Consider the following 22923-nt stretch of genomic DNA (forward strand, 5'->3'; position numbering starts at 1 on the left):
GGATACTTGCGGCGACGGGTTGCCTAGCCAGCCGGGCGTTCGGCACCGGCTGCTGTGGATAAACAATTTCCGGGTGCCAATTATCCGAATACCATGCAGGGATGGAGATCGATTCTCTCTGGGAATGGATGGGGCCCGGCATTGAGGGCCTGGGCAAGTTTGCGCCGGCGGTTGCCCCGATAGTTGCGGCAGCCGCGGCGTGGGCCGCCGTTCGTACCTTGCGACTGCGGACTCGCGTGGATCATGCTGACCAATGGTGGAAACATGTTGAATATGCGATCCTGCTTCTCGATAGCGAGAACCAGGCCTTGCATGCCACGGGAATAAGCTTGTTGAAGGTCCAGGCCGGAACTGCTGCGCCTGAGCTTGCGTGGAAGAACGGCAAGGACATGGTGAAATACGGATGGAGGGCAAGAACCCGGTGGCATGTGAACCGGGCGGAGCTGGCGATAGTCAGGTCGCTGGCTTCCGAACTGATTGCGGCTGAGTTCGTTGTTGAAGACCTGAGCAACCCGTCAGCGGAAGGCCACAGCCGAACTGACCACCAGCGCGAAACTGAAAAGGAATAACATGGAAGCACATGAAGAAGGTGAGTGGGCCATGACCTCACGATCAGTGGGCAATACCGATACGCCGGAGCTGGCGCTGACATTGGACGAAGTCGAGCCCGGCATCTTCGTGGTGTTGGATAGCCGTGGTGTTCAGTTGAGCAAGCCGCTTCCGATTTCGAGATTGCGCAGCCTGGCGAAAGATGCGGAATTCGTGGCCGACCTCAACAAGAGGCTGAAAATGCCGAATGAGAACTATATCGATGTACTGCTCCAGCTGCGGCCGCATCTGGAATACCGGCGTGCTTCCTGAATTTGTTGTCTTCCGAGCAATGCGGTGCTGGCGGAAACGACTGATGGCCCACACACCAGCTGGTGTGCGGGCCATCAGTTTAGGCGGCGACTAGTTCAGTCCCAGCGCCTTGTCGGTGGCTGCCTTGACCTCGGCGTACAGCGCCGGGTTCTCGTTCAGCTTCTGGCCGTAGGAAGGAACGATGTCCTTCAGCTTCGACTCCCAGCCAGCGAACTGCTTCGGGAAGCAGCGCGAGAGCAGGCCGATCATGATCGGGGTGGCGGTCGATGCGCCTGGGGAAGCACCCAGCAGGCCCGAGATCGTGCCGTCCGAGGAGGTGATGACCTCGGTGCCGAACTGCAGGACGCCGCCCTTCTTGGCATCCTTCTTGATGACCTGCACGCGCTGGCCGGCGGTGATCAGCTCCCACTTGGAGCCGTCGGCCTGAGGGAAGTACTCTGCCAGCGACAGGTCCTTCTTGGCGCGGGACTTGAGCACTTCCTTGATCAGGTAGGTGGTCAGGTCCATGTTGTCCTTGGCCACTGCAAGCATCGGGATGATGTTGTGCGGGCGCAGCGACAGCGGCAGGTCCATCTGCCCGGTGGACTTCAGGAAGTTCATGGAGAAGCCGGCGTACGGGCCGAACATCAGCGAACGCTTGCCGTCGACGAAGCGGGTATCCAGGTGAGGAACCGACATCGGAGGGGCGCCGACCGAAGCCTGGCCGTAGACCTTGGCGTGGTGCTGGTTGATGATGGTCTCATCGGTGCAGCGCAGGAACTGGCCGGATACCGGGAAGCCGCCGAAGCCCTTGATCTCGTCGATGCCCGACTTCTGCAGCAGCGGCAGCGCACCGCCGCCGGCGCCGACGAACACGAACTTGGCCTTCACGGTCTTGACCGCGCCCGAGGCCTTGTCCTTGACGGTCAGTTCCCAGCCGGCGCCGTCGCGCTTGAGGTTCTTGACCTTGTGGCCGAAGTTGATCGAGGCGCCAGCTGCGCCCAGCGAGTTGGTCAGGTCGGCGGTGAGTCGACCGAAGTCAACGTCGGTGCCGGAGACTACGCGGGAAGCTGCAACCTTCTGCGACTGGTCGCGGCCCTTGGCGACCAGCGGGGTCCACTCGTTGATGGTGTCCAGATCGTTGGTGATTTCCAGTTCGTCGAACAGGACGTTCGGCTTCAGGGCGTCGTAGCGGGTCTGCAGGTACTTGGAGTGGTCTTCGCCGATGACGAAGGACATGTGCGGCAGGGCGTTGATGAAGCCGTTGCCTGCCACGCGCTTGTTTTCAACTGCCCACGAGTAGAACTGGCGGGAGATCTGGAACTGCTCGTTGATGCCGATGGCCTTGGCGGGATCCACGGAACCGTCGGCCTTCGCCGCGGTGTAGTTCAGCTCGCACAGTGCCGAGTGGCCGGTGCCTGCGTTGTTCCACGGGGAGGAGGATTCCAGCCCGGCCTGGTCAAGGTTTTCGAAAAGTCCGATAGACCAGGTTGGTTCCAGCTGGTTGATCAGGGTGCCCAACGTGGCACTCATGACGCCGGCTCCAATTAGTACTACGTCAAAAGATTCGGTTGACGTTACAGAAGGCACGAGGATCTCCATCGACAGTGATACTTTGCTCTAACCCAGAGTAGACCTATATCCCCGCCGGTTAGAAATCCTTAACTGACTAAGATGGGTCAGTGGTGGCTAACTTGAGATAGCCGGTGAATTGCTCATCTGGACATCGGCGTAGCACTCGTTGAGCATCGGCGAGGACGGGTAGAAGGCCACGTTGGGGTTGAAAGCCAGCGCCGAAATGGGGAATACCAGTGGAAGCAGCGGCAGGTCGTAGTTCAGCGTCTGCAGGATTGCGGCATAGGCGGCAGTGCGCTCCTCGCCCCGATCCAGCGAGCGGGCGGCGAGGATTTGTGAGTCAAGTAACGCCGAGCTGTAGCCGAATTCATTGGCCTTGCTGGACAGGATGCCCGATAGGAAATCATCCTCGCTGCGATAGCCGCCGGAATAGCCCAGCAGGTGCAGGCCGGTGAACCGGTTCGAGCGCACGGTGTCCACGTAGCCTTCGGTCCACGGAATCGGGCGCGGACGGATCCGGATGCCGACCTTGGCCAGGTCCTCGGCCAGCTGGGCGAAAACGCGCTCGGGCAGCGGCAGGTAGTTCCGCGAGACGCGCAGCGGGTAGGCGAACTCGATCTCCTCGCCCCGGTAGCCGACCTGTTCCAGCAGCTTGAGGGCGGTGTTCTCGTCGTGGTTGTAGCGCGCCTCGGGTTCCGGCACCGACAGCGCCGGCGGGATGATGCTCGCCGCGGCCTTGGTGCCCTGGATGAACAGCTTGCCGGCCAGCTGGCCGCTGTCCACGGCGTGCGCGATGGCCTGGCGGAACTCGCGCTTGGCCAGCCACTTGTTGCGCAGGTCCATGCCCAGATAGAGCACCGAGAACGGGTCGCGCTGCACCACCAGCTTGGCGCTGCGCACCAGGTCGCGCATGACGTCCACGGACACCAGGTCGAAGCCGTCGATCTCGTCCGCGCTCATGGCGTTCTCGCGGTTGTAGGGGGAAGGCACGGAGGAAATGAGCGCCACCTGCGGGTGCTGGCTGTTCGCCTCAAGGCGTCCGCGGTTCCAGTAGTCCTTGAAGAGCTCCAGCCGCACCGTCTGGTCCTTGTGCGAGATGAAGCGGTAGGGGCCGGTGCCCATCGGTGCGGTCAGCAGGGACTTGGCAGGGTTCGCCTTGGGGCCGCCGGTCAGCGTGGACGGGGCGGCGATGGCCATGCCGGGCAGCGACAGCGCGTCGATTAGCATGGGCAGGCGGCGGCGCAGCGTCAGCGTCACCAGGTACTTGCTGGTGGCCTTGACCGAGCCGAAGTAGCTGGCGCTGCCGGCGGAGGACTTGCCGGTGAACAGCTCCTGCTCGAAGATCGGCTTCAGTGCCGCGAGCTGCTCCAAACGCTGCTGTTGCGCGGCCAGGTCGCGTTCGGTGGGTGGGTTCTCATCGTCGACCTTGAGCTGCAGGTCTTTTTCGGAAGGGAGCTTGGGGATGTCGTCCACGTGGTGGAAGACGTCGGTGAAGCCCTGGCTGGAGTAGTCCGAGAGCTCCCGGGGCAGCGAGGCCCAGCGGGTGAAGTTCGCAACCACCGCTTCGGCGTCCATCTCGGTGCCGTCGTGGAAGAGGACTCCCCGGCGCAGGGTGAAGGTATAGGTGAGCCCGTCCTGGGACTGGGTCCAGGATTCGGCCAGGCCGGCGATCGGGCTGCCGGTGTTGGCGTCGATGGAGATCAGCGTTTCGTAGATCTGCCGCGAGATGCGGAAGGACTCGTTGTCACCGGTGATCGCCGGATCGAGTCCCGACGGGGGAGCGGGGGCCGCCAGGCGCAGGGTGCGCGGAACCTCGGCGGCCGCCTCGGTGGCCGTCGGCGAAGCCGTCGCGGAGCTGTTCGGCGACGGGGTGCAAGCGGTGAGGGCCAGGGCTGTGCTCGCCAGGGTGCCGGTCAACAATGCGCGTCGTGAGACGAGGTTTTGCGGCTTTTCGGGCACGATGCGGCTCAACTTCCTAATCTGGCAGGCAGGGCTCCCCGAGGCGCACCGCGACGGCATTGTGCGAGTGCGCAAGGACCGCGGGATGCTCAGGGATATCTATCAAAGATAGCGCAACGAACTGGCGGCACCCCGTGAACCTGCCGGGGATGCCGCCAATGAGATCAAAATGTTAGCAATAGCTCGTGGCTAGGGGCGGTGCACCAGATTCTCGCCGTCCTGCCCCTGGGACCAGGCCTGCAGCTGGCGCTTGAGCAGCTTCACCATCCGCGGGAAGAACGCCTGGGTGTTGCCGCCGTTGTGCGGGGTGATCAACGCGTTGGGGCACTTCCACAGCGGGTGGTCCGACGGCAGCGGCTCCGGGTCGAAGACATCGGAGGCGACGTTCAGTCGTCCGCTGGAGACCTCGGCGACCAGCGCGTCGGTGTCGACCACCGGTCCGCGGGCGACGTTGACGATGGTCGCCCCGTCCGGCAGCTTCGCCATGAGCTCGGCGTCGACCAGGTGATGGGTTGAGTCGTTCAGCGGAACGATGAGGATCAATACCTCGATCTGGCCTGCGAAGTCGGCCAGCTGCTCCGTGCTGTAAACCTCTCCGTGCTCGTCGGTGCGCGCGGTCGAGCCGAAACGCAGCAGGTTCACCTCGAAGGGGTCCAGCCGCTTGCGGATTTCCTCGCCGATGCCGCCGACACCTACAAGGCCGACGGTGCGGTCGGCCAAGCCCGGCCAGCGCATCGGATTCCACTGTCCATGGTCCTGGTCGCGGACGGAGGTCGGGAATCCGCGCAGCGATGCGAGGGCCAGCCCGAGGGCGATCTCCGCGGTCGCTGCGGCGTGCACGCCCGATGCGGTATTGATTTTCGCGCGGTCGCCGATCATGTCGACCATTCCGTCATAACCGGTCGTCTGGGTCTGCACTACCGAGACATTCTCGGCTCTGCGGACATTCTTCAGGAATTCCGGATCTGCCATATAAGGGAAGATCGCGATGTCGATGTCTTCCAGCGGTGAATCCGGGTCTGATTCGAGGTCCCAAATAACCGGTTTCAGGTTCGCGGGCAGTTCTCCCACGGCGTCGAGCAGCTCTTGGGTGGGGAAGGAAACCGTGCGTTGGGTAGTCATGAATTCACTCTACAAAGTCCGTGGTCGCGGTGGTAGTAACCCCTAGTCATCTCATGTAATGAAGCTCACCGCAGAAAAGAGGGCTCTCGATTTGCGCGAAGCTCAAAAGCTGGTAGAGTTTTATCTCGTTGCGAAAGCGCGAAGCCCAAAAGCTTCTAGAACATCGCAGCGGGCGCCTCTAGCTCAATTGGCAGAGCAAATGACTCTTAATCATTAGGTTCCGGGTTCAAGTCCCGGGGGGCGCACGAACAATTTCTTTGTTCTAGAAGTCATTGTTTACACAAATGAATATGCGCCTTTAGCTCAATTGGTAGAGCAAATGACTCTTAATCATTAGGTTCCGGGTTCGAGTCCCGGAGGGCGCACAAGCAAGGTCAGACTTAGGTCTGGCCTTTTGTGTTATCTACCCGAGGTTCTCCTTGGGGCGACGACTTGCAGGTTGCGTTGTTTCCCGCCATCGGCCACGCAGCGGTGATGCCCGTGAAATTAACAATATTCTGATCAAAAATAACAGTTTTCATTGACTCTTCCGCAGAACTTCAGGAAATTTTCGGAATGAATCTCCAATTCACTTCGCACTTTAAGTGCACAGGTAGTGCTCGTTAGTGAAGATTAATCGTTAAGTCACTCGATATTCGTGAATTAACATCTTGAGTTCGATTGGCCTCCGTAGCTTTGCCAAGGTACCCGGCTCGTACCTCGTAAAGAAAAGAGACCATGAAAACTCAATCTACGACTCTCGCTTCGTTGCTCGTAGGCGCTTCGGTGCTGACTACTGGTGTGGGGCTGGCTCCCGCTGCATGGGCGGCACCGAGCACGGTGACAGCTGACCTATTGAATGTCGACTTCTCTACGAAGTCCGCTGAGGATCAGGCCCAGGGAAGAATTCTGCGTACTTTTGGTGCACCGTCGCTACAGGTCGACGAGCAGAACGGCAGAATTAGCGCCGATTTCGACGGTGCTGATGATGCCTACTCCTACGAGTTGGCCGAGGCGGATTACGACAAGCTTGCTGATTCGTTCTCCGTTGAGTGCTCCGTGAAATTCGATGGAGAACTGCCTTCCAAGGAAGTGACCTTTTGCGGCAACAAGCAGGGTGGCGGCTTCGCCCTGACTGCCAAGAACAGCAAACTCGACTTCATGCTGCATGTGGATGGCTCCTATAAGCGTGTTTCCACCTCGCTACGCACTGACCAGTGGTATCACGTGGTGGGCTCCTTCGACGGCAAGTCCATCAAGCTCTATGTGGATGGCCAGATGGTGGCTGAAACCCCCGCAGCCGGCACCATGACTCCTGTCGATCCGCGGGCGCAGAATATGGTGATTGGAGCGGATAGCGCCGTCGGAAAGAGCGAGGCTTTCGCCGATGTCGTGCTGGGGCAGGCGCGACTTTACAGCGAGGCGTTGCCAGCCGCCCAAGCTCTGTCACTAAGCGATGAATTCCACACCATGCCCGAAGCGCCTGAGGCAGACGTATTGAATATCGATTTCGCGGACGGTTCAAGCATCGATAGTTCCCGCGGTGTGAAGGCGGACATCTATGACGAGCCGGTCATTGCGAAGGACGGCGCGATGGGCAAGCACGTGGCCAGCTTCGACGGGCAAAATGACGCACTGGCCTACCCCCTGGGAGACCAATACGAGTCGCTTTCCCAGGGGATGACCCTGGAATGCGTCTTCCGCTACGACGGCGACACCACGGCTACCGGTGAAAAGAACCTCTGCTCCAACAAGGAAGCAGGGGGATTCTCGCTGAGTCTGGTCGGCGACAAGCTGTCCTTCATGCTGCATACCGGCGCCTATCGCTCGGCGACCGCAGCGATTGAGAGCGGTCGCTGGTACCACGCAGTCGGAGTCTTCGACGGCAAGCAGATCAAGCTTTACCTCAACGGAAAGCTCGTCGCGGCCCAGGAAACCAGCGGTTCCACCGTCACCTGGCCGCCGAAACCCGAAGCGCACAACTTCGTGCTGGGCGCCGATTCATCCAATGGCAACGTGCAGTTCCACGGCAAGTCGAAGATTGCTGCAGCCCGCATCTATAGCCAGCCGTTGGCGCCGCCGCATATCGCTTCGCTGAATGCGCAAGCGCTCGGCCACTCAAAGGGTCTGGCTGCAGGGATCGAGTCCAGCACTCCGGCTGCCGGCTCCAACATCACCAAGGCCTCGGAATTCCAGGTTGAATGGAACATCCAGGATCTGGTTGGCGCGAACGTGGAATACACGCTGGATGGAGAGCCGATTGAACCCGGCGATCCGATTGCCGGAATGACTGAAGGCAAACACCTCATTGAGGCTTCAGGAACCGATGTGTTCGGCCGTGGCATCTCGCAGCAGATCGAATTCACCTCCGGAAGCATCCCCGAAGGCAACGGCACTCAGACCGGTCAAGGCAAGGGCACTGTGACCTTGTCGGCCAACGCCACCAATCCCGACGGCGGCGATGTGCATTCCACTTTCTACGCCGGCGAAACGAGCATCGCCAAGGGCGGCACCTCCGGGGTCATCTCGCAGCTGCCGGAGACGCTGGACTTCGCTGCCGGGGACAAGTCTCGGACGCAAAGCATCGAGGAAGCGCTTCTTCCCGGAGATGAATCACTCTTCTCCAGCGAAGCGACCAGCGAAGGCTCGATTCCATACCAGCGTTTCGCCGTGGCAGCCGATGCGAAGGCGGCGGAGCAGAGCGTGCGCTGGAGCGGGCAGCTTGACCCGCAGCGCGAAGCGCAATTGCGCGTCTGGAACCAGCAGAACTCGGCCTGGGACCTGGTGGCCAGCGGCCGCGGTGTCAGCGATGGCCTGTTGACCTTGGACGGAGGGATCTCCGCCGAGCACGTAGCGGACGGCAAGGCGCAACTGCTGGTCACGGCCCACGATCCGTTTGCCGACGACCTCGATGAGCCGGTGCGCGGAGAATTCGAAGACCCCGACGGCTACGACTTCTCCATGGTGCATTTCACCGACACCCAGTACCTGGCCGAAGGCGCAGTAGAGCAGGAGTACTCGGCGGAACAGCAGAAGGTCTGGGCCGAAGCCTACAACGCGATTCCGCGCTGGATCGCCGAAAATGCCGAACAGCGGAAGATCGAATACGTCGCCCATACCGGCGACATCGTGGAGAACTGGCATAAGGACGTCTACGCCGACGAAGAAACGCAGCGCCGGATCGCCGAACGCGAATTCGAGTTCACCTCCGAAACGCAGCGGATACTGGACGAGACCGGCATACCCAACGGCGTACTGCCGGGCAACCATGACAATCGATCGGGCAAGGATGTCGGCCCGGACAACTTGTACAACCAGTACTTCGGTCCGGAACGCTACGAGTCCTTGGAAAACAGCCAAGGGTGGAAGCAGGCGCAGGCCAGCTACCAGTCCTGGGCACCTGGTGATAACGACAACCACTACGACCTGTTCAGTGCCGGAGGGTTGGACTTCATCGCCCTGTACCTGGGCTTTGATGTGACCGAGGCGGAAATCGCCTGGGCCAACGACGTGCTTGCGCAGTACCCGGACCGCAATGCGATGCTCATGACCCACGCCTACAACAAACCGAGCATCAACGCCGACGGGCGAGGCGCCGCTTACTCGCACGACGGCAAGCGCATCTCCGAAGGAATCCTGGAGAAGAACAAGAACATCTTCCTGGTGCTTTCCGGCCACGAGCATGGCGTGAGCATCCAGGTTCGCAAGGACGTGGGGCAGGCTCAGAACAACGTCGTCGAGTTGCTCGCCGATTACCAGTTCTACGAAGTCGGCGCCGAACAGCTCGGCCTCGCGGGCATCGACGGGCGCAACCCGCAGGACATGCTGCGTTTCGGCTCCAGCTACCTGCGTATGCTCCAGTTCGACGTCGAGCGCTCCGAGCTGGCAATCGACACCTACTCGCCGATGCTCGGCGATTTCGGTGCCACCGAATACGACGATGAAAACCGCTACGACGGCACCGAGGACGAGCTTCGCCTGCCGATCCAGTTGCAAACGCGCCAGACCAGCTTCAGCACCGATGCCGTCATGTCCTTGGCGCCCACGGGCGAGGTGATCGGTGAAGCGACGGCGCGTTCCGGCTGGCCGGCGTCGGTCGTCTGGGCGGGGCTCACCGAGGGAGAGGTCTACTCCTGGTACGTCACCAGCGTCGATGCGCAGACTCAACAGGATCTGGCTCCGGGGCAGGTGCGCCAGACGGGTGTGTTCACAGCCTCTGCGGCAGGTACCGACACCGTCGCTCCGGAGCTGACCATCCCGGAAGGAACCACGCTCGCAGTGGGAGATGCGTTCGACCCGATGGACTCCGTGAGCGCCGTGGACAACACGGATGGCGATGTCACGGAGAATATCGAAATAGTCGGATCTGTGGATACGGGCGCGCCGGGCAGCTATGCGCTGACCTACACAGTCCAAGATGCCAACGGCAACCAGGCCATTGCTTCGCGTGCGGTGGTCGTGGAAGGCTCGCCGGCTCCGGAGCAACCGGAGAATCCTGACGACGGCCAGGGCAGCGGCATGGACGAGGATGGCGCCGACGTACCGGACCTGGAGCAGCCGTCGCCGACCCATCCCGCCGTTCCGGAGTCCGGAGACCCGGCGCCGGATGAAGAGCAACGGCCGTCCCAAGAACCGTCGGCGGATCCATCCGCCGATCCTTCGGGAAACGCCGTGGAAGGAACTCAGAACGGAGAGCAGGACTCCGGACAGGAACCCGAGGGCGGGGCAGATGAGCGCGACTCTCTGGCCGCGACAGGAGCCTCCGTGGTGTGGACCGTGCTAGGTGCTCTGGTTCTGACCGCCGCTGGAGCTGCTGCGCTGCGACTACGCCGCCCGACCGGCCGCCGGTAGTGTTCCGGGCATTCGGCCGCTGGGAGGTCGGGGCCTCCCAGCGGCCGAATGTGCTCCAAGACACGGGATGATATTTGGTCGCTTACCGTTGCCGAGCGCTGGTGGCTGAAGCGGGAATGATGATCTGACTAGCGGTTTCATGTCGACCGATGGGCCTTGCTGTACGATTTTTGATTTTCTGCGACTTCTGCGTATGATTATCTACGTCGCAAAGACCGGTTCGAAAATAACTAGTCAGAGTGAAGTTAGCGCCTTTAGCTCAATTGGTAGAGCAAATGACTCTTAATCATTAGGTTCCGGGTTCGAGTCCCGGAGGGCGCACAGCAGATCCGGCCTGATTCATCAGGCCGGATTTTTTGTATAGCTACGAAACGAGGTTTAACCGATGAGCACCGCCGCAGCACCAACCGAACGACTCTCCGTCGGAGATCTGGCCCCGAACTTCACCCTGAATGACTCGAACGGCAACGCTGTCTCGCTGTCCGACTACCGAGGCAAGAAGACCATCGTGTACTTCTACCCGGCCGCCTCCACCCCGGGCTGCACCAAGCAGGCGTGCGACTTCCGTGATTCCATCGAGTCACTCACCGGCCTCGGTTACCAGGTGCTGGGAATCTCCCCGGACGGCGTCGCCAAGCTTGAAAAGTTCGTGGCCAAGGAAGAACTGAACTTCCCACTGCTGTCCGACGAGGACCACGCTGTCGCCGAGGCCTATGGAGCCTGGGGCGAGAAGAAGAACTACGGCCGCGTCTACGAAGGTTTGATCCGCTCGACCATCGTGGTGGACGAAGACGGCAAGGTCCAGCTCGCGCAGTACAACGTGCGAGCCACCGGGCATGTCGCAAAGCTCCGCCGTGACTTGGGAATTGACCCCAAGTAATAGCCGGTGCAGTCGATTTCTTATCGACTGGCACTTCCGCTACACTAAATGAGGTCGTCATTCGGAAATCCGTTTTCCGGTGTAGCGCGAGCGAGTATGGCGGAATTGGTAGACGCGCTGGATTTAGGTTCCAGTGTCTTCGGACGTGAGAGTTCAAGTCTCTCTACTCGCACCAATGAAAACCCTGCGAACCGATTTCGGTCGCAGGGTTTCCGCATTTCACCGCAGTCTTCAGCATGCCCGTAAGCCTCAGGGCTTACCATCGAAGAAAAGCCGGTAGGCCGCGGCCGAATGGGAGACTGCGCGGGAAATGGATTGGATAGGGGGAACGGTGAACGAGCGAAAGCTGCCCACGATGTATGGTCTGGCGGAATCCGACCCGGACCAGAACCTGATCAAGCGCGAGGGAGTGAGCCCGGAAGCCTTGGAGCAGATCGACCGCATCATGGCCGAGATGGGACGCATGCGCCGGCTTGAACGCGAAATCATGCGCAATTCCCAGAGCTTCATGAAGCTCAATGAGACCGACATGCGCGCCCTGCGCATGCTGATTTCCGCCAAGCACGCCGGCACCGCAGTCACCCCCGGCCAGCTCGCCCGCTATTTGGGTATTTCCAGCGCTTCGGTCACCAAGATGATCGACCGGCTGATCGAGGGCGAGCATGTCGCACGCCGCCCGCATCCCACCGACCGCCGCTCTTGGTGCATCGAAGTCACCGGGCCGACGCACCTGATGGCCCGCCAGCAGGTGGGGCGCCACCATGCGCAGCGGTTCGAGGTGGCGCGGGAATTCACCGACGCCGAGCGCGAGGTGATTATCAGGTTCCTCGCCCGGACCTCGGATGCCATGGAAGACAGCATGAACGGCGCGCAAACCGTTCTCGATGATCAGGGCAAGGAACCTGAAGCCGGTCAATCCTAGGGGCTCGTTCCCTCGGCCTGCTGCACGATGCTCTTGAGCATGCCGGAGAAGATGAATGCGTGGAACGGGCTCACCGACCACCAGTAGGCCCGCCCGGCCAGCCCGCGGGGCACGAAGATCGCCCGCTGGGTGACCTTCACCCGCTCGCCGGGCCGCTGCTCCAGGCGGAATTCAAGCCAGGCCTGGCCTGGAACCCGCATTTCCGCGCGCAGCCGCAGCAGTTGGTTGCGTTCCAGCGCTTCGACGCGCCACCAGTCGACGACATCTCCCAAGGCCAGCGTGCTGCGCGAGCGGCGCCCGCGCAATAGGCCCACCCCGCCGCTGAGCTTGTCCATCAGCCCGCGGATCCGCCACAGGCTCGGGAACACGAAATAGCCTGATTCCCCGCCGATGCGTCCGATGACCTGGTAGAGGTCTGCGGGATCAGCCTGTGTTTCCATGGTCCGCTGGTCGATGTAGATCTTGCGTCCGGCCCACTGCGGATCCGAGGGCAGCGGCTCGGCCGGCGCCGAGACCGGATGCGCGGTGGCCCAGCTGGTCTCCACCGAATCGGAGGCGATCTTCTCCAGGGCCAGGCGCACCGCGTCCGGGTAGTCGGTCAGTCCGCCCTCGGGTGGGGGGATCAGCTGATCGATGCGGTGCGAACCCATGACGCAGTCGTGCTGCAGCGAGCCGACCAGTGCGGTGGCCAGGGTGTGCGGCAGGGGAGTGACCAGGTTGACCCAGTGCGACGCCAGCTGCGGGGTGAGCACCGGCAAGGCCCAGATCCTCGGCTCGCGCAGCCCCGCCACCTTGGCGTAGATGCGCATGAGGTCCGCGTAGCTGTAGGCGCGCGGCCCGCCGATGTCGAAGGTGTCGTTCACCGGAGTGTCCAGCTCGGCACAGGCAGCCAGATAGTGCAGGGTGTCGCGCACCGCGATCGGCTGCACCCGGTTTTTCACCCAGCGCGGGGCCGGCATTACCGGGAGCACGTCGCTCAGGTGTCGGATCATCTCGAAGCTTGCCGAGCCTGACCCGATCACCAGCCCCGCCTGCAGGATCAAGGTATGAAGCCCGTCCGGATCCGGGTTCCTGTCCTGGAGCACCTCGCCCACCCGCACCCGGGATGCGAGATGCTCGCTCAGTTCGCCCTCCGGGTGCAATCCGGAGAGGTAGATCAGCTGGGCCACGGATTCTTTCCTGGCGCAATCGGCCATGGTTTGCGCGCAGCGTTCCTCGTCGGACATGAAGTTTTTGGTGCCGGACATTGAATGCACCAGGTAGTAGACGGTGTGGGCCCCGCGGCAGAATTCGGCCACCGCGTTGGCATCCTGCAGGCTGCCCTCGACCACCTCGACCTGGTCCCGCCACGGCACATCGCGCAGCCGCTGGGCGTCGCGGGCCAGCACCCGGACGCGGTGTCCTCGGCGCAGCAGCAGCGGAACCAGCCGTCCGCCGATGTAGCCGGTGGCTCCGGTGACGGCTATCAGCTTCACGGCAGGCTCCGTTCCTTGCGGGCGCGCACCGCGACGGCGAGCGCCGCCAGCAGCACCAGGCCGGCGATGGCCAGTGCCGAGATGCCGACGAGCGTGGATTCATTGGTTCCCGACAGCCGGCTGGCCCCGATCCATGCCAAGCCCCAGGCGATAGCCGCCGCGGGAGCCAGCTGGCCCCGGGTGTAGCCGGTCAGCGCCACGGCGATGGCGGCGGCCACGATCAGCAGGATGATTGCGGCCGCAACGGGCCAGGAGGCGTTGGCGCCGACTCCCAGCGAAGAAAGCCACGCGGCGGTGTTCGCCAAGCTGGCCACGCAGACCCAGCCCAGGTACACGCCGAAGGTGATCCACATGATCCAGTGCTCGGTCCGCGTCGCGCTGCCGTAGGTGCGCAGGAGCATGGCGACCCAGACCAGCGACGCCAGCAGGATGAAGATGACTGCGACGCTCACGGCGAGCCATCCGGCCTGGGCGGTCAGGATCCAAGCCGCGTTCAGCAGGGCCGACAGCGAAGCCGGGCCGCGCAGCCGGTGCAGGGTTTCGGATCGGGTGCCGGCGGGCGTGAATTGGTATACCGCGAAGACGGCAAGGCCTGCATAGACCAGGGACCAGATGGAGAAGGCGGGGCCGGCCGGCGCCAGCAGGGTGGCATCCGCGCTGAGGTATCCGCCGGCGGCGTTCTGGATGGGGGTGCCGCCGGCGGCACCGCTGCCCAGGAATGATCCGTAGATGGCCAGCGCAATGGCGAGGGCGGTGCCTATTTGGGCCGCCAGGACTGGCCGGCGGGGGACTGCTATCGACTGCTGCATGATCCATCTCCTTGGGTGTCAGCTGAGAAACTTTCCGGGAAGAGTCGACAAATCCGAATACTTAAACCATGATGTATCTAGACAGGCTAAATATCAACCAAGTGAGATACCATGCCAGAGAATTCACAAGTTCCGCCCGACCCGCGAGTCTCCACCGGGGACCTCTTCCGGCTGGTCCAGCAACTGTGCCTGTCCTACGACCTGGCTCAAAATCGTTACCGTTCCCAGCTTGAGCTCAACGATTCCGACCTGCGGGCACTGAACCTGCTGCGGACGGTGGATCCGGTGAGCCCCGGGACCCTGGGGCGCTACCTGGGCCTTTCCTCGGCCGGCTCAACCACCGTGCTTGACCGGCTTGAATCACGCGGGTTCGTCTCCCGGCATGCGCATGGCGCAGACCGCCGCCGAACCGTGATCGGGCCCGGGGCCAACTATCCGCACTGTACAGGTCCGGGGTTGGCGTTGCTGCGCAATCTGCATAGACTCTGTGAACAGCTCGACGAGCCCGGCCGCGTCCGGGTTGCCGACTTGCTGAGGCAGGCCAGCGAAGAGCTTGCCGCATCCTCCCTGCCGGCCGCCGGGCCGGCACCGACGCAGACCGATGAACCAGCGAAGTAGGGACACCATGACCACACATGCAGACCGCACGGACACGCAGCCGGTGCAGCGCAGCGTCGCCTTCGCCGATGACGCGACGCTGGCGGAAATCTCCGGCCATCTAGGACACCTCACCGCATCGGCTCGCCAGCGGACCGCCAACTACTCGCGGCACGGGGCGCAGCTCTGGGACCAGCTGGGCGAGCGGCTGGCTACCGGCAAGCTGGCCAGACCCGGCCTGGTGATGCTCGGCTACGAGGCTTTCGGCGGGCGCAACCGCCGCCGGGCGCTGGACCTGGCCTGCGCGTTCGAGCTGCTGCACAACGCGCTGATCATCCACGACGACATCATCGACCGCGACTTCCTGCGCCGCGGGGCGCCGACCATCTCCGCGGTCTACCGCGACGAGGCCTCCGGCTACGGGCGCAGCCGCACCGATGCCGAGCACGTGGGCAACAGCGCCGCGCTGATCGCCGGAGACCTTTTGCTGACCGAAGCCATCAAGGTCGCGGCCCGGGCCGCTGCGGGGCTGGACAACGAGGAGCAGGTCGAAGCCTGCTTCTTCCAGGCCATCGAGCAGGCCGGCGCGGGGGAGCTGGAAGACCTGCTCTACTCGCTGCACCCGCACCCGGCCACCACGGCCGATGTGCTGCACATGGAGGAGCTGAAAACCGCCGCCTACTCGTTCCAGCTGCCGCTGCAGGCCGGAGCGCTGCTGGCCGGGGCCGATGCGCTGCAGGCGCAGCTGCTCGGAGCCATCGGTTCCAAGCTGGGGGTCGCCTACCAGGTGATCGACGACGTGCTGGGCACCTTCGGCGATCCGCAGGATACCGGCAAGCCCGTCGATTCGGATCTGCGCGAATTCAAAAGCACCATCCTGCTTTCGCTGGCTGCGGAGAATCCCGGTTTCGCGGTGCTGCTGCAGGAATTCCGCGCCGGCAACGTCGCAGCGCAAGAGGTGCGCCAGGCGATGGCCGAGCAGGACGCGGAGGCCTTCGCCCGCCAGCTGGCCCGCCAGCTGTGCACTTCAGCCACCCGTTCGGCGGCCTTTTTGCGCCTGCCCGAAGACGCCCAATACCGGCTGCACCACTGCACCCGGCTGATCTTGGAAAGGAGCTGGTGAGCATGGCCGCGGCCCGACCCACCGCCCTGCAGACCTACTCCCGCACCGCGGCCCGCAGCGCCCGGCTGGTGCTGGGGGAGTACTCCACCTCCTTCTCGCTGGCCTGCCGGATGCTGGATGCCGCCAGCGCCGCGCATATCGCGAACATCTACGCCCTGGTCCGCCTCGCCGACGAGGTGGTGGACGGCGTCGCCAGCCAGGCCGGCCTGAACCCGCAGGCGGTGGGCGACTGCCTGGACGAGCTGCAGGCGCAGACGGCCCTGGCCCTGCAGCGCGGCTACAGCACGAATCTGGTGGTGCACGCCTTCGCGCTCACCGCCCGCGAGACCGGCATCACCGAAAGGCTCACCGACCCGTTTTTCGCCTCGATGCGCGCGGATCTGAGTGTGCACCGGCACAGCGAGCAGAGCCTGCGCGAATACATCTACGGCTCCGCCGAGGTGGTCGGGCTGATGTGCCTGCAGGTGTTCCGGGCCATGCCCTCGGCCCCGGCTGAGACGCCCGCGCAGGCGCAGCTGGCCGAACGCGCCGCGCGCAGCCTGGGCGCCGCCTTCCAGAAGGTGAACTTCCTGCGCGACCTGGCCACCGACAGCCGGCAGCTGGAGCGCGTGTACTTCCCGGGCATCGATCCCGAGCACTTCACCGAAGCGCGCAAGCGGGAGCTGGTGGCGGACATCGAGACGGACCTGGCCCATGCCCGCGCCGGGCTGCCCTATCTGGCGCCGGCCGCGGCCCGCGCGGTGCGCATGGCCCACGACCTGTTCGCCCGGCTGAACCGCCAGCTGGACAAGGCCCCGGCAGAGCAGCTGCTCACCGCGCGCATCTCGGTCTCCGCACCGCGCAAGGCGCTGATCGCCGCCCGCGTGCTTGCCACGGGGCACCGCTGGCGCGCCCCCGACCCCGAACTCAATCCCGGGCCCGCCGGGCAAGCCCCGCACGTGGCGCAGCTTCCGCTGAGCGGGGGACCGCATGCAGCCTGAACCCAAGCACGTCGTGGTCATCGGCGCCGGATTCTCCGGACTGGCCAGCGCCGGCCTGCTCGCCGCGCGCGGCCACCAGGTCACCGTGCTCGAACAGCACGAGCACGTGGGCGGGCGCTCCGGACGCCTGGAACGCGAGGGCTTCCGCTTCGACACCGGACCGTCCTGGTACCTGATGCCCGAGGTTTTCGAGCACTGGTTCGCCCTGATGGGAAGCAGCGTGCAGGAGCAATTGCAGCTGCGCCGGCTGCCGGTGGGCTACCGCACCTTCTTCGAGCACGACGCCGAACCGGTGGACGTGGGCACCGGCCAGGCGGCGCGCGAGCTGTTCGAGCAGCTGGAACCCGGCAGCGGCGCGAAACTGGACACCTACCTGGCCCGCGCCGCGACCGGCTACCAGCTGGCCTTGGAGCACTTCCTCTACGACGACTTCCACCACCCGCGGAGCCTGCTGCGCCCGGGCATCCTCAAGCACCTGCCGCAGCTGCTTCCGCTGCTGACCGGCAGCCTGCACGGGCACATCGCCCGGCGCTTTTGCAGCACACCCGCCCGCCAGATCCTGGGCTACCCGGCGGTGTTCCTGGGCTCCAGCCCGCGGCGCACCCCGGCGCTCTACCAGCTGATGAGCCACCTGGACCTGAGCCAGGGGGTGCAGTACCCGCTGGGCGGGTTCGCCGCCGTGGCCGACGCGATGGCCGACCTGGCCCGCAGCCACGGGGCACGCATCGAGCTCGGCGCCACGGCCACCGGGATCGACACCGGCCAGAATCGTGATGGACACAAGCCTGCGGTGCGCGCGGTGCGCTGGATCGACGCCGAAGGCCGGGAACAGCACACGACGGCCGACGCGGTGATCGGGGCCGCCGACGCCCGCCACCTGGATTCCACGCTGCTGCCGCAGCAGCTGCACACCCACACGGCCAAGCGCTTCGAATCCCTGGACCCGGGCCCCAGCGCGGTGCTTCTCTGCTTGGGAATCACCGGCACGCTGCCGCAGCTGGAACACCACAACCTGCTGTTCACCAAGGACTGGGACGACAACTTCGCCCGCATCCGCGAAGGCCAACCGCTGCGCGGGGAAACCAGCATCTACGTGTGCAAATCCAGCGCCACCGACCCCGGCGTCGCGCCGGCCGGATGCGAAAACGTGTTCATCCTGGTTCCCGCCCCGGCTGCGGCCGCCTGGGGAACCGGCGGACCCGACGGGCAGGGGGACCCGGCCGTGGAGCAGGTCGCGGACGCAGCCATCGACCAGCTGTCGCGCTGGGCGAAGATCCCGGACCTGCGCGAGCGGATCATCGTGCGCCAGAGCATCGGCCCCGAGGATTTCGCACAGCAGTACGGCGCCTACCGGGGCGGAGCCCTGGGCCTGGCGCACACCCTGCGCCAAAGCGCCATGTTCCGCCCGTCCAACCGCAGCTCCACCGTCGACGGGCTCTACTATGCGGGCAGCACCGTCCGCCCCGGCGTCGGGGTGCCCATGTGCCTGATCAGCGGCGAGCTGGCGGCCAAGGCCGTCGAGGGGATCAGCGCCCCGGGCGCGCTGGACCCGGCAGGCTTCGCGACCCGGGACAGGACGGCCCCATGATCTACCTGCTCATTCTGATCGCCCTGCTGGGTTGCATGCTGCTGTGCGACGCGAAGGGCAAGCTGTTCATCTTCCGCCACCCCGTGCGCGCGGTGATCGCCCTGGCCGCGGGCACCGGCTTCTTCGTCCTGTGGGACGTGCTGGCCATCGAGCGGGGCATCTTCCTGCACCGCGAGTCCGAGCTGATGACCGGTCTGATGGTGGGGGACCAGTTCCCGCTGGAAGAAGTCTTTTTCCTGCTGTTCCTGTGTTATTCATCGATGATCGTGGTCACCGGCTGGCCGGTGGCCACCACCTGGCTGCGCCGCAGCCTGCAGCGGAAGGGAGCGGAGAATGTTTCTTGAACTCGGCCTCTGGTTCACCGCCGCCGCGGCGCTGACACTGGCCGCCGCCCTGCTGGTCCGCCGGATCCCGGTGCGCCGGGTCGCGGGCCAGCTGGGAGCGGCGCTGGCCATCATGGTGGTGCTGACCGCCATCTTCGACAACCTCATGATCTACGCCGGGCTCTTCGACTACGGCCAGCACACGCTGACCGGCGTGCGCATCGGCCTGGCGCCGATCGAGGATTTCTTCTACCCGGTGTGCGCGGTGCTGTTCGTCTCCGGGCTCTGGTGGCTTCTCTCAGCCGCCCCGCGCGACCAGGACACGAGACCGGAACCCACCGCGAGGAGCGCACGATGATCAAGGAACTGCTGCTCACCTCCCGCCCGATCTCCTGGGTGAACACCGCCTACCCCTTCGCCGCCGCCTACCTGCTGGCCGGCGGCGGAATCGACTGGAAATTCGTGGTCGGCACGCTGTTCTTCCTGATTCCCTACAACCTGCTGATGTACGGGGTCAACGACGTGTTCGACTACGAATCGGACCTGCGCAACCCGCGCAAGGGCGGTGTCGAGGGCGCGCTGCTCGCGAAGGAATCGCACACGGCGGTGCTGCGCTGGTGCCTGCTGGCCACCGCGCCCTTCGTGCTGGTGCTGGCGCTCGCCGGGACGGCTGCTTCGAATCTGGTGCTGCTGGTGTCGCTGGCCGCGGTGCTCGCCTACAGCGCGCCGAAGCTGCGTTTCAAGGAACGCCCGGGCCTGGACTCGGTGACCAGCGCGGTGCACTTCGTCTCCCCGGCGGTGTACGGCTGGGTGCTGGCCGGCACCGCCCTTGGCGCCGCGCAGTGGCTCGTCTTCACCGCCTTCCTGTTGTGGGGCATCGCCAGCCACGCGCTGGGGGCCATCCAGGACATCATCCCGGACCGCGAGGCCGGGCTGGGATCCATCGCCACCGTCAGCTCGGCAAGGACCACGCTCTACCTGGTGCTCGGCGCGTACCTGACGGCGGGCATCCTGCTGTTCGCTTCGCTGGACGGGCTGCCCGCGCTGGCCGGATTGCTGGCCATTCCCTACGTGCTTAATGTCCTGCCCCACCTGGGTGTCACGGATGAGACCTCGGGGAGCGCCAACAAGGCCTGGAAGCGGTTCCTGTGGATCAACTACGTCTGCGGGTTCCTGCTGACCATGCTGATCATCGCGGTGCTGAGTTTTGGGTGAGCTACGCGGCACCGCCGCGTCCGGCAGCCCTGGCGAGCCCGGGCCCCGTGGCCGCGAAAGCTCGGGTACGGTTGAGATCATGGACGTAATCCTGCTTTCAGAGACCGGCGAACCCATCGGCACATGTCCCAAGGAACTTGTACACACTACCGACACGGCCCTGCACCAGGCGTTCTCCTGCCATGTTCTCAATACCGAGGGAAAGGTGCTCGTCACCCGCAGGTCGCTGGACAAGAAAACCTGGCCCGGGGTCTGGACCAATTCCTTCTGCGGCCACCCGCAGCCCGGCGAGTCCTTCGAGGACGCCATCAGCCGCCACGCCCAACGCGAACTGGGCATGAAGATCAGCGGCCTGTCCGTGGTGCTGCCCGACTACCGCTACCGGGCGGTTGATGCCTCGGGCATCGTGGAAAACGAGATTTGCCCGGTGTTCACCGCGGTGATCGACTCGGAGCTGGCTCCGGCGCCCGATGAAGTCATGGACTACCACTGGGTGGATCCGCTGCAACTGGGCAGGGCCATGACCGCCACCCCCTGGGCGTTCAGCCCGTGGCTGGTCACGCAGGCCCCGGACATGGACCTCTACGGCCTTCGCGGCTGAACCGCCATTACTCCGCCGTGCTCGCAGCTGGCCCCGGACACGACGTCCAGTCGTGTCCGGGGCCCAGCGGCGTTGCGGCGGCTCAGCGCTGGCCGAGGTACGCCAGCGCGGCGGCCCGTGCGGTGAAGTAGCGCGAGGTGATCGCGTCGTCTAGCTCGGGCAGGATGAAGCCGGCAAGCACCTCGTCCATCAGGCTCTCGCCCAGGAAGGCCAACCGTGTGGGTCGTGAGTTGGAGGACAGGACCCCTGCGACCTCAGGGCAGACATTGCTCAGGCCCGAAACGTTGATCAGCACCCGCGCTGGATGGCTGCCCGAATGATGCTGCAGGCTCTGCACCAGACGCGCGGTGTCGTCTGCGCCGAGGCTCATGCCCGGGCTGAAGGTGACTTCGAGAAGTTTTCCCGGTAAGCGCGTGATGCTCCACGCCCGCGCGGATGTACCGGTCGCTCCGGCCATTGATGATTGATTCATAGATCCCCATATGCTCAGTGTGAACGGGCCCCGCCGGGTGCCGCGAGTGCGAGTCAGGCCACCGGGGGATTGCTCCCGCATATGCCCAGTCTACCCACGCTCAGGAGGGAGCGAAGCACGCTTCGCCGAGGCGCCGACGTGGTAGCCCTGCGCTGTGCCCACTCCCAGTGCCCGCAGCACCTGCGCCTGCTGGTCGGTGCGCACCGCCACGGCAATGCAATCCAGTGCCAGGGCATCGGCCATGGCCACGATCGCGCGCAGCACCTCGTGCTTGACCCGATCCGTCTCGATGCCATTGGTCAGGGACTTATCGAGCTTGATGCCGCCCAACGGCAGTCTCGCGAGATAGCCGAAGGACGAGTATCCGGCACCGAACTTGTCGAGATACACCTGGATGCCCAGCTCCCTGAGCTTGCGCATGGTGCGCAATTCCGCGCCGTCTTCCGAGATGAAATGCCCCTCGGTGACCTCCAGGACCAGGTTCGCGGCGGGCATTTGCAGTGCAGCCAGCTCCTCGGCCAGCTGCGCGGCGAAGGCATCCTCCCGCAGGGCGATGTGGTTGATATTCAGATGTAGGCGACAGTCCGCGGAAATTTCCCCGCTGCGGCGCCACGAGGAGAAATCGTCCAGTGAATTGCGCACCATGCGGTGGCGCACGGCCGGCAGCAACCCGGACTGCTTCGCCAGAGGTACAAAGATCTCAGGCGGGATCAGGCCCTTCTCCGGATGATCCCACCGGGCACGGGCTTTATACGCCAGGACGCGTGAGGTTTCAAGATCGACGATCGGCAGGTAGTCTGCGTAAATCTCCTCGGTGCGCACCGCACTGCGCAAGTCCGCGATCAGCTGGGACTTGGTGACGCGCTCGACGAGCATGTGCTGCGCGAAACGCTGGACCTTGTCGGTTTTGGAACGTTTGGCCTCGTACATGGCGGTGTCGGCCTGCTGCATCCATTGCTCGGCATCCAATGACGCATCCGCTTGGGCGTAGCCGATGCTCACCCCGGGATTGATGACGATTGATTCCAGAACCATCGGCTGGTTCAGCTCGGCCAGCAGCCGTGCGGCAAAGCCCGGGGCATCGGAGGAGTCCAGATGCACCAGCAGCGCGAATTCGTCCCCGCCCAGGCGCGCCGCGACATCGGTGTCGCGCACGATGCGCCGCAGACGGGTGGTGATCTCCTGCAGGACCAGGTCGCCCAGATGGTGGCCGTGGGTGTCGTTGATGAGCTTGAAGGAATCGAGGTCCAGCACGAACAAAGCGCTGGCAGGCTCACCGCGGGACACCTCGGCAAGCTGGGAATCAAGATGCCGGCCCAGCTCCGCCCGGTTGGCCAGCCCGGTCAGCGGATCGCTGTAGGCCAGGATCCGCAGCTGCTCTCCGGCCGATTCGAGCTGGGCGGTGCGCCGGACCACCTGTTCGTCGAGCCGGCCATAGAGTTCGGACAGCCGCGCGGACATGGCGTTGAACCCCACGATAATCGCATCGATGCCGTCGCGCCGGCTGCTGGGTTCCAGAAACGTCCTGAAATCCCCGGTAGCGGTGCGAAGGATTGCGTCGATGAGCTCTTTGATCCTCGGGTCATCGGCCGACTCATGCACAGGTGCGTCC

20 protein-coding genes and 4 tRNA genes are annotated in these 22923 nt (G+C 64.2%); 17 read left to right on the forward strand and 7 right to left on the reverse strand.

Annotated elements, in window-relative coordinates; translation table 11 throughout:
* The first annotated feature begins 101 nt into the window (after positions 1 to 101).
* Both RF641_RS01170 and RF641_RS01175 read left to right on the forward strand, forming a co-directional pair.
* Positions 102 to 569, forward strand: a complete 468-nt coding sequence (locus tag RF641_RS01170; protein ID WP_424572228.1) for a hypothetical protein — start codon at positions 102 to 104, stop codon at positions 567 to 569.
* A 1-nt stretch (position 570) separates the two neighbouring features.
* On the forward strand, positions 571 to 861 hold the full coding sequence (locus RF641_RS01175; protein WP_424572229.1) for a hypothetical protein: 291 nt from the start codon (positions 571 to 573) through the stop codon (positions 859 to 861).
* A gap of 90 nt (positions 862 to 951) precedes the next feature.
* Here RF641_RS01175 and RF641_RS01180 read toward each other — a convergent pair whose 3' ends face one another.
* The 3 genes from RF641_RS01180 to RF641_RS01190 all read right to left on the reverse strand — a co-directional run bounded on the left by RF641_RS01180 (position 952) and on the right by RF641_RS01190 (position 5496).
* Positions 952 to 2442, reverse strand: coding sequence for a malate:quinone oxidoreductase (locus tag RF641_RS01180; protein ID WP_424572230.1), 1491 nt, complete (start codon positions 2440 to 2442; stop codon positions 952 to 954).
* 87 nt (positions 2443 to 2529) lie between these two features.
* Positions 2530 to 4386, reverse strand: a complete 1857-nt coding sequence (locus RF641_RS01185) for an ABC transporter substrate-binding protein (protein WP_120990413.1) — start codon at positions 4384 to 4386, stop codon at positions 2530 to 2532.
* Positions 4387 to 4563: 177 nt separating this feature from the next.
* Positions 4564 to 5496: a 2-hydroxyacid dehydrogenase gene (locus RF641_RS01190; RefSeq protein WP_424572231.1), complete on the reverse strand. Its 933-nt coding sequence runs from the start codon at positions 5494 to 5496 to the stop codon at positions 4564 to 4566.
* A 172-nt stretch (positions 5497 to 5668) separates the two neighbouring features.
* Between RF641_RS01190 and RF641_RS01195 the strand changes: the two genes are divergently transcribed.
* From RF641_RS01195 to RF641_RS01225, 7 genes are all read left to right on the forward strand, one after another.
* Positions 5669 to 5741 (forward strand) — tRNA-Lys (locus RF641_RS01195).
* 47 nt (positions 5742 to 5788) lie between these two features.
* Positions 5789 to 5861 (forward strand) — tRNA-Lys (locus RF641_RS01200).
* A gap of 352 nt (positions 5862 to 6213) precedes the next feature.
* Entirely contained in the window at positions 6214 to 10326 is a 4113-nt protein-coding gene (locus RF641_RS01205) for a LamG-like jellyroll fold domain-containing protein (RefSeq protein WP_424572232.1), read from the forward strand.
* Positions 10327 to 10574: 248 nt separating this feature from the next.
* Positions 10575 to 10647, forward strand: a tRNA-Lys gene (locus tag RF641_RS01210).
* A 64-nt stretch (positions 10648 to 10711) separates the two neighbouring features.
* Positions 10712 to 11206 (forward strand): thioredoxin-dependent thiol peroxidase, encoded by a 495-nt coding sequence (gene bcp, locus RF641_RS01215; RefSeq protein ID WP_424572233.1) that lies wholly within the window; start codon positions 10712 to 10714, stop codon positions 11204 to 11206.
* A gap of 90 nt (positions 11207 to 11296) precedes the next feature.
* A tRNA-Leu gene (locus RF641_RS01220) sits at positions 11297 to 11381 on the forward strand.
* A 156-nt stretch (positions 11382 to 11537) separates the two neighbouring features.
* Positions 11538 to 12128 (forward strand): MarR family winged helix-turn-helix transcriptional regulator, encoded by a 591-nt coding sequence (locus RF641_RS01225; RefSeq protein ID WP_424572234.1) that lies wholly within the window; start codon positions 11538 to 11540, stop codon positions 12126 to 12128.
* Here the strand turns inward: RF641_RS01225 and RF641_RS01230 are convergent.
* Both RF641_RS01230 and RF641_RS01235 read right to left on the reverse strand, forming a co-directional pair.
* Positions 12125 to 13603: an SDR family oxidoreductase gene (locus tag RF641_RS01230; RefSeq protein ID WP_424572235.1), complete on the reverse strand. Its 1479-nt coding sequence runs from the start codon at positions 13601 to 13603 to the stop codon at positions 12125 to 12127. The two genes, RF641_RS01225 and RF641_RS01230, sit on opposite strands and share 4 nt — an antisense overlap.
* Positions 13600 to 14412: a tryptophan-rich sensory protein gene (locus RF641_RS01235; protein WP_424572236.1), complete on the reverse strand. Its 813-nt coding sequence runs from the start codon at positions 14410 to 14412 to the stop codon at positions 13600 to 13602. Before RF641_RS01235 ends, RF641_RS01230 begins: the two co-directional genes overlap by 4 nt.
* A 111-nt stretch (positions 14413 to 14523) precedes the next feature.
* Between RF641_RS01235 and RF641_RS01240 the strand changes: the two genes are divergently transcribed.
* From RF641_RS01240 to idi, 8 genes are all read left to right on the forward strand, one after another.
* Positions 14524 to 15030 carry a MarR family winged helix-turn-helix transcriptional regulator gene (locus RF641_RS01240; protein ID WP_424572237.1) on the forward strand — a complete coding sequence of 169 codons (507 nt, stop codon included), beginning with the start codon at positions 14524 to 14526 and terminating at the stop codon, positions 15028 to 15030.
* Positions 15031 to 15037: 7 nt separating this feature from the next.
* A complete protein-coding gene (locus tag RF641_RS01245; protein WP_161449406.1) occupies positions 15038 to 16132 on the forward strand; it encodes a polyprenyl synthetase family protein in 1095 nt (364 codons plus the stop codon).
* A 2-nt stretch (positions 16133 to 16134) separates the two neighbouring features.
* Positions 16135 to 17112, forward strand: coding sequence for a phytoene/squalene synthase family protein (locus tag RF641_RS01250; RefSeq protein WP_424572238.1), 978 nt, complete (start codon positions 16135 to 16137; stop codon positions 17110 to 17112).
* Entirely contained in the window at positions 17102 to 18700 is a 1599-nt protein-coding gene (gene crtI, locus RF641_RS01255; protein WP_424572239.1) for a phytoene desaturase family protein, read from the forward strand. Before RF641_RS01250 ends, crtI begins: the two co-directional genes overlap by 11 nt.
* Positions 18697 to 19044, forward strand: coding sequence for a lycopene cyclase domain-containing protein (locus tag RF641_RS01260; RefSeq protein WP_424572240.1), 348 nt, complete (start codon positions 18697 to 18699; stop codon positions 19042 to 19044). The genes crtI and RF641_RS01260 overlap by 4 nt, the downstream gene beginning before the upstream one ends.
* Positions 19034 to 19381 (forward strand): lycopene cyclase domain-containing protein, encoded by a 348-nt coding sequence (locus RF641_RS01265; protein WP_424572241.1) that lies wholly within the window; start codon positions 19034 to 19036, stop codon positions 19379 to 19381. The genes RF641_RS01260 and RF641_RS01265 overlap by 11 nt, the downstream gene beginning before the upstream one ends.
* Positions 19378 to 20238, forward strand: a complete 861-nt coding sequence (locus RF641_RS01270; protein ID WP_424572242.1) for a prenyltransferase — start codon at positions 19378 to 19380, stop codon at positions 20236 to 20238. The genes RF641_RS01265 and RF641_RS01270 overlap by 4 nt, the downstream gene beginning before the upstream one ends.
* A 79-nt stretch (positions 20239 to 20317) precedes the next feature.
* A complete protein-coding gene (idi, locus tag RF641_RS01275; RefSeq protein ID WP_424572243.1) occupies positions 20318 to 20839 on the forward strand; it encodes an isopentenyl-diphosphate Delta-isomerase in 522 nt (173 codons plus the stop codon).
* Between the two features lie 82 nt (positions 20840 to 20921).
* Here idi and RF641_RS01280 read toward each other — a convergent pair whose 3' ends face one another.
* Complete coding sequence (locus RF641_RS01280) at positions 20922 to 21209, reverse strand: hypothetical protein (protein WP_424572244.1); 288 nt, start codon at positions 21207 to 21209, stop codon at positions 20922 to 20924.
* Positions 21210 to 21401: 192 nt separating this feature from the next.
* Positions 21402 to 22913: a putative bifunctional diguanylate cyclase/phosphodiesterase gene (locus RF641_RS01285; protein WP_424572245.1), complete on the reverse strand. Its 1512-nt coding sequence runs from the start codon at positions 22911 to 22913 to the stop codon at positions 21402 to 21404.
* Positions 22914 to 22923: the final 10 nt, after the last annotated feature.

Origin of the sequence: Arthrobacter sp. 'calajunan' (assembly GCF_046940185.1) — a bacterium.
Classification (GTDB): domain Bacteria; phylum Actinomycetota; class Actinomycetes; order Actinomycetales; family Micrococcaceae; genus Glutamicibacter; species Glutamicibacter soli.

What these genes read in the sequence shown, in the direction of transcription:
- RF641_RS01175 (WP_424572229.1), top strand. Translation starts at nt 571, where the DNA reads ATGGAAGCACATGAAGAAGGTGAGTGGGCCATGACCTCACGATCAGTG.
- RF641_RS01235 (WP_424572236.1), bottom strand. Translation starts at nt 14,412, where the DNA reads ATGCAGCAGTCGATAGCAGTCCCCCGCCGGCCAGTCCTGGCGGCCCAA.
- idi (WP_424572243.1), top strand. Translation starts at nt 20,318, where the DNA reads ATGGACGTAATCCTGCTTTCAGAGACCGGCGAACCCATCGGCACATGT.
- RF641_RS01240 (WP_424572237.1), top strand. Translation starts at nt 14,524, where the DNA reads ATGCCAGAGAATTCACAAGTTCCGCCCGACCCGCGAGTCTCCACCGGG.
- RF641_RS01205 (WP_424572232.1), top strand. Translation starts at nt 6,214, where the DNA reads ATGAAAACTCAATCTACGACTCTCGCTTCGTTGCTCGTAGGCGCTTCG.
- RF641_RS01180 (WP_424572230.1), bottom strand. Translation starts at nt 2,442, where the DNA reads ATGGAGATCCTCGTGCCTTCTGTAACGTCAACCGAATCTTTTGACGTA.
- RF641_RS01280 (WP_424572244.1), bottom strand. Translation starts at nt 21,209, where the DNA reads ATGAGCCTCGGCGCAGACGACACCGCGCGTCTGGTGCAGAGCCTGCAG.
- RF641_RS01250 (WP_424572238.1), top strand. Translation starts at nt 16,135, where the DNA reads ATGGCCGCGGCCCGACCCACCGCCCTGCAGACCTACTCCCGCACCGCG.
- crtI (WP_424572239.1), top strand. Translation starts at nt 17,102, where the DNA reads ATGCAGCCTGAACCCAAGCACGTCGTGGTCATCGGCGCCGGATTCTCC.
- RF641_RS01260 (WP_424572240.1), top strand. Translation starts at nt 18,697, where the DNA reads ATGATCTACCTGCTCATTCTGATCGCCCTGCTGGGTTGCATGCTGCTG.
- RF641_RS01265 (WP_424572241.1), top strand. Translation starts at nt 19,034, where the DNA reads ATGTTTCTTGAACTCGGCCTCTGGTTCACCGCCGCCGCGGCGCTGACA.
- RF641_RS01170 (WP_424572228.1), top strand. Translation starts at nt 102, where the DNA reads ATGGAGATCGATTCTCTCTGGGAATGGATGGGGCCCGGCATTGAGGGC.
- bcp (WP_424572233.1), top strand. Translation starts at nt 10,712, where the DNA reads ATGAGCACCGCCGCAGCACCAACCGAACGACTCTCCGTCGGAGATCTG.
- RF641_RS01270 (WP_424572242.1), top strand. Translation starts at nt 19,378, where the DNA reads ATGATCAAGGAACTGCTGCTCACCTCCCGCCCGATCTCCTGGGTGAAC.
- RF641_RS01190 (WP_424572231.1), bottom strand. Translation starts at nt 5,496, where the DNA reads ATGACTACCCAACGCACGGTTTCCTTCCCCACCCAAGAGCTGCTCGAC.
- RF641_RS01245 (WP_161449406.1), top strand. Translation starts at nt 15,038, where the DNA reads ATGACCACACATGCAGACCGCACGGACACGCAGCCGGTGCAGCGCAGC.